Origin of the sequence: Sporomusa sp. (assembly GCF_035561255.1) — a bacterium.
Lineage (GTDB): Bacteria > Bacillota > Negativicutes > Sporomusales > Sporomusaceae > Sporomusa.
Map to the genome: position 1 here is coordinate 1 of NZ_DATMXX010000135.1, position 5,925 is coordinate 5,925.

The 5,925-nt window shown below is 47.4% G+C and carries 6 protein-coding genes; all 6 read left to right on the forward strand.

Annotated elements, in window-relative coordinates:
• Positions 1–730 (forward strand): phage tail tube protein (locus tag VN379_RS07630; protein ID WP_325532468.1); only part of this gene is annotated, 730 nt, incomplete at its 5' end.
• A gap of 255 nt (positions 731–985) precedes the next feature.
• On the forward strand, positions 986–2,284 hold the full coding sequence (locus VN379_RS07635; protein ID WP_325532470.1) for an EndoU domain-containing protein: 1,299 nt from the start codon (positions 986–988) through the stop codon (positions 2,282–2,284).
• A gap of 19 nt (positions 2,285–2,303) precedes the next feature.
• Complete coding sequence (locus tag VN379_RS07640; RefSeq protein ID WP_325532472.1) at positions 2,304–2,663, forward strand: hypothetical protein; 360 nt, start codon at positions 2,304–2,306, stop codon at positions 2,661–2,663.
• Between the two features lie 273 nt (positions 2,664–2,936).
• Positions 2,937–3,101, forward strand: a complete 165-nt coding sequence (locus tag VN379_RS07645; protein WP_325532474.1) for a phage BR0599 family protein — start codon at positions 2,937–2,939, stop codon at positions 3,099–3,101.
• A 77-nt stretch (positions 3,102–3,178) separates the two neighbouring features.
• Positions 3,179–3,574, forward strand: coding sequence for a C40 family peptidase (locus tag VN379_RS07650; RefSeq protein ID WP_325532476.1), 396 nt, complete (start codon positions 3,179–3,181; stop codon positions 3,572–3,574).
• Positions 3,571–5,925: host specificity factor TipJ family phage tail protein (locus VN379_RS07655; RefSeq protein WP_325532478.1), on the forward strand; the 2,355-nt coding region annotated here is incomplete at its 3' end. The genes VN379_RS07650 and VN379_RS07655, both read left to right, overlap by 4 nt.

Genomic DNA, 5,925 nt, shown 5'->3' on the forward strand with positions numbered 1-5,925 from the left:
TCAAACCGGTATTGGTTTCTGGCTGAGGGCCATGTTTGGCAATCCGGCCACGACCGGCTCCGGTGATCCTTACACCCATGTATTTAGAGTAACTAAGAGCCAGCCCTCGCTGGTGCTGGAACAGCAATATCCGGATATTCCGGCCTATGAAAAGTTTAATGGCTGCAAAGTCAACAAATTCTCCTTTACCTATGGCGGAGATACAGACTTAACTGCCAATATTGATCTGCTTGGTGCCAAACGTACTGTTGGCGCAACACCCTTTGCGTCCCCCCTGACCGCACTCCCGCTCCTGAAATTCAGTAACTTTCAAGGAACGATTGAGGAAGGCGGAGCGCAACTGGCGATTGTGACCGAGGCAAGCCTGAACGCTGATTTCGGTCTGGACGGCAATACCCATACCATTGGCGGCAACGGTTGCCGAACCGACTTGCCTGAGGGTATCCTTCAGGTGTCCGGCAGTATCAAGGCATTTTTCGCCGATACGGTGCTGCTGAATAAGGCGGTTAATAACACGAAATCCTCATTGAAGTTCAAGTTCACCAGCGGCACCCACAGCCTGCAGTTTTTTATGGAAGAGGTCATTTTCCAGCAAACATCGCCAGGTATTGAAAGCGAAAAAGGGATCTATATCAATCTGCCCTTTAAGGCATTTTACGATAGCGGAGCCGGCGGCAGTTCTATTGTTGCGACTTTGGTGAATGGTTATGCCTCTTATGCCGTTGTATAGGCATAATTATTATCCGACTATTGAGTAAAAAAATCCTAGGGGAGTCTTTAAAAGAATCTGAGCCTTATAATGGAAAATGAATTAAGAAGTGCAAGCTTATGCATCGAAGGGTGTACATGCTTGTATTTTTTATTTAAACCGGTACTAGACTTTTTTTGAGATATGAATTCGAAGAGTAGCTAATTTTAGATTTTATGGTCTCCCCAGTTCGCAAGCATTCGATGGTTAACGATGTGTTTTATGGTGGTGATGATTATGACGATATTGGAAAGCTTTTTTAATTTTGTTGAAGATGGAATAGCTGATATTGGCGAATTTTTTTCTAGTCATGCTCCTAGTGATTTAGGAGAAGATCAAAAACTTAGGCCAACTGAGCCTCCACTGGTACCGCAAGTTAATTCCAATGTCCAACAAGCTGTCTATGTTCAGCAAAGCTCAGGGAGTTTTACTCTTACTGGATTGCCAATAGATCAAGTTTATTCTAGTGCTGAAAAAACTTACCCCAATAAAGATGGATTGATGGCTAATATATATGGAGTTCCAATTAAGAATCCAGATGGAACATATACAGATGCTGCTGGTCACACAATTATGGCGTCTGATGTAGATGGAAGCCCTATTTTACCCAAAGATGTCCCGCAATATTATGAGTGGTACAAGCGAAATGACTTAGTTAATAAAATTGATGGGAATGAGCTCTCATCTCAAGTGAGAGCTGAAGACTTGAGTCCTCCTACTAGTCCAGTGCATATTGATGAGCCGCCGATTTTAACATATGAAGAGATAAAGAACGACATAACGCTGGAATTTATTGATGGGATGTGGGTAAAGGCTAAGCACGGAATTCCGCTTTCTGAAGAGCTCGAAAGAATAGATGAGCGGGATAGAGTAAATGCACAAAGACTTTATGATTCAATTGGTGATACTATAAAAGGCTTGCAATTGTGGTCGGCGAGCCAAGATAAACACATGGCGAAAAGGATGCTTGAGCTTGAAAGAGTTACGCCAGAAGATCCGCTATATGAGTTTAAGTTAGAAGAAGCAATCAACATGTGGAAAGAAACTAATAATTCTGTAGTTCCTGGTGGTATGAAAATTGCCCGAGGACTAAACGGAGTCATTAAGGGTACGAGTACAGTTGTTTATGAAATAAGTAAGCTCGGAAGTACTAGAAACTTTAGACCAGGCGCACTAGAGCATATCCTAGAAGGCGAACTAACAGCAGGTGGAAGGGCTGTTGGATTTCATTATGAGGGAATGCCCACAGCTGTTGGGAAGGTAATTCCAGAAACAGTATCGAAACCAAATACATTTGGTGTATATAAGGCTCAGGTCGACGTCGGAGGAGTGTCCAAATCTGGTAATGCAGGTGCTTCATCTTTTTTCCCGAAAGAATGGACTCCCCAACAAGTCGTAAACAGTATCAATGAGGCATACGCCAATAGGAGTCTGATTAGGGGAAACACTTTTAGAGGTGTCACAGAGTCCGGCATGGAGATAGAAATGTATTTGGATAAAACGGGTCAAATTATATCCGCATTCCCGATATATTAAAATTAGGAGGAATAGGAACATGAAGTACAGTTATAAACTACGGCAGGTTGATTTGGCCCATTCCAGAAAAACATTAGCCATAGATTTACCTGCGGAGATAGCGGTCGTCGAAATACTTCTACTATCCGATATAGACCGTGGAAGCAAGAAATGGTACTTTGAGGCTATTGATAAAGTACTAAGCGGGGAATCAGGATACCAAGAAATCAGCGGAAATGTATGTTGTCTAGAAATAAGGAAAGATAAAACCAAAGTCATCGATTTATTGGCAGTTGAGGACAGCGACAATGCATGTGAAATTGAAACAAACGAACTTCGGGAACTCATAGAAGTTTGGGTTGATGCAAAAAGTAAGTTTGACGAAAGTTCAAATGTATAGCTTCGACTGAAAAACATCGTTCCAACTGACTGCAGAAACCCTTACCACTTGAACCTCGTGGTAGCCAGGAAGTAAAGAATATGAACGTAAAATCCACATCAACACAAGGCGGTAAAAAACATGGCCCAATATCCCAATATCTAACAACCGGTATACCCTTTTACACTAAAATCAAAGACCCTCTCTGCAGTCTGAAATGGAAAACGATAGGTTACCTTTTATCCGGGCTCTGACATCTCCACCCAGCTCGGGTTCCCATTTCGGCGGCGGGTGTTGAAGAGCTTTTGCGCCTGGCGGGATCAATATAAAGGAATCAAGTACGGGTACTTAGGCGCTTTGTCGGCCTGTGACGGCACGCTGCAGTCCTGCCGTGACCGAGGCAATTCGGTACGCTACGGGGGCGAGCCCAGCATACCGGAAGGCGGGCTGTACGCGTAAGCTCCGAACTGTAATGGAATAAATAGATAAGGTTGGGTAACGTAATCGCCGCAGGGCGATTTTTTATTTGGGGGAGTATGAATAAACAACTTAACGATTTAATTGGCCTGCCCTTTATCGACGGCGGGCGTAATCCTGCCATGGGGCTGGATTGCTGGGGACTGTCCACGGAAGTCTTCCGGCGGTATGGGATCAACCTGCCTGACTACAAAATATCGTGTGAAGATGCCAGCCGGATTCATAGCGAAGTGGAAGAACAGCGGGCAGGCTGGCGCCGGTGTGAACAAGAAATCCCAGTGCCGGCGCTTGTCGTAATCCGGTTTACCGTCTACTGTGACCACACGGGGGTATATATCGGTCAGGGCCGGTTTATCCACACCCGCAAAGGAATTGGCGTAAACATCGACCGCATCGACAGTCCTGCCTGGACAAAACGTATCGAAGGCTTCTATGTACCGGAGGTGAGAGAATGATTACAATCACTGTATTGAGAAACCCCTTCAACCATACCGATAAGGAAATTCATAGCTGTGAGTATATTGCCGGTAAAACAGCCTATGAGTATGTTCAGCCTTATATCATGGGTCTGGATGAATTCGTTGTCAGCATTGGCGGTAATGTCGTTGACAATGTAAAAGAACAGCATGTCAATGATGAGGACTGGATCGCCGTCTGTCCGGTTGTCGGCAAGAGCGGTAAGGCCTGGTTTAGGGCTATCGCTATGATTGCATTGAGTGTCGCAGTGAATGGTTGGTCAAATTCTTGGGCTACCAAATGGGGCGCAAAAGAAATATTTGGATCCACCGCTAATTTCTGGGCCCACATGGCCGCTGGCGCTGTTAGCGCGATCGGCGGCACCCTCATCAATCACTGGTTCCCGGCGGCTAAGGCCGACCGGTACGAAATCAACCCGTCCTACAACTGGAGCAATGCCCAGCCGCTGACTGACCAGGGCAATGCCCTGGCCGTAACCTACGGTACCATGCGGACGTCCGGCCAGGTACTGGCTCAGCATGTGTCAAACGATGGCGACAATCAGTACCTCAACCTCCTGCTGTGCGGCGGGGAAGGGTTGATCGACAGTATCAGTGATATCCGGATCAACGACAACCCCGTTTCCTACTATAAAGACATCGACGTTGAAACCCGGTTAGGTGTCAATGACCAGACGTCAATTGCCAATTTTAACGACACCTATATTGATCAGGCGTTAGCCTATGAAATTAACAACGACAACAAATGGATTACCCAGCAAACCGATGGGAACGCAGTGGAAGGCCTGGAAGTCACACTGGAGTTTCCTTACGGCTTATACTACGCCAAGGACAGCGGCGGTTTGGGGAACGCGTCGGTCACCCTGCAAGCGCAGTATAATAAGGTTGGGGATGATAATTGGCGTAATTTCACTGACGGAATGTCGTGGGCGGTAACTCAGAACTCTAACGGGTACTTAAAGATGATATCAGTCAACTCAGTCGCGCCAAAAGAAACATGGACCATTACTTATGGTGACCATGGGAATTTTATCGTATCAGGGTCTGTCTCTGGAGTGAAACCAAATGCTAAAATTTATAACAAGTACAATAACGGGCTAATAGCCTTTAATATTATGGAGTACTGGGGCGAGAATAGATTTGTGCATGGCGATACATTTACAATTAATGTAACTCCCGATATTAACTTACAAATTGCGGCAGCGAAGAATACTTCGTTCTTCCGCACTTACCGTGTGGACAGTCTCCCTGCTGCCCAATATGAGGTGCGCGTTAAGTGCAGCGCCAAAAGCGGGACCAATAACCGCTACTCGACCCGCGTGTTCTGGACCCAGATGTCAAACATTATCTATGACGACTTTGCCCGTCCGGGTAAGGTGCTTATCGGCATCAAGGCCCTGGCCACCAACCAGCTGAGTGGGGGCATGCCCAACATAACCTGGCTGCAAACCAGAAACAAGGTGTGGGTCTGGAATGCCGACTCCGGTCAATACGAACAAAAGTCGGCTACCAATCCGGCCTGGGCTGCCTACGACATGATCCACCGCTGCCGGCAGATCAAAAACATCCATACCGGCAATTTGGAGTTTATTGTCAAGGGTACGCCGGCTTCGCGGGCCGTCTATCAGGATTTCGCCCGCTGGGCGGCATTTTGTGATAGCCGGAACCTGACCTTTAACTATATCTTCAATACGGCGACCGATCTGTGGACCTCGCTGCAAAAGCCGGAGGGTGTCGGCCGCGGCAAGGTGATCATGCGGGGAACCCGGTACGGGTGTGTCTGTGATGCTCCCGGCGAACCGGTCCAACTATTTACAGTGGGCAATATTCTCACCGATAAATTCCAAGAAACCTTCGTGGGACTCAAGGACCGGGCCAACGCGATAGAAGTGACGTTTGCCAACAAAGACAAAGCCTATCAGAAGGAAGTGATCACAGCTTACGCCGACGACTATGACAATACGACCGAGCCGAACATCACCCAGATTACCCTTGACGGTGTCACCAGCGTTGAGCAGGCATACCGGGAAGCAAAATACCGACTGCGGCTCAATCAATACCTGCAGCGGACAGTAGAGCACAGCGCGGATATTGATGCGATTGCCTGTCAGATTAACGACGTAGTTCTGCTGGCGCACGATGTGCCTCAGTGGGGCTATTCCGGACGGCTGCTGGCCGCAACGGCCACAACACTTCAACTGGACCGGGAGGTCACCTTACGGCCAGGAAAATCGTACACGGTTGCGCTGCAGATTACCAACCCGTCAGCCACAACGCCTCAGGAAGCCCAAAGCATTGTCACCGTCGGTGTGCAGGGCGTGGTACAGGAA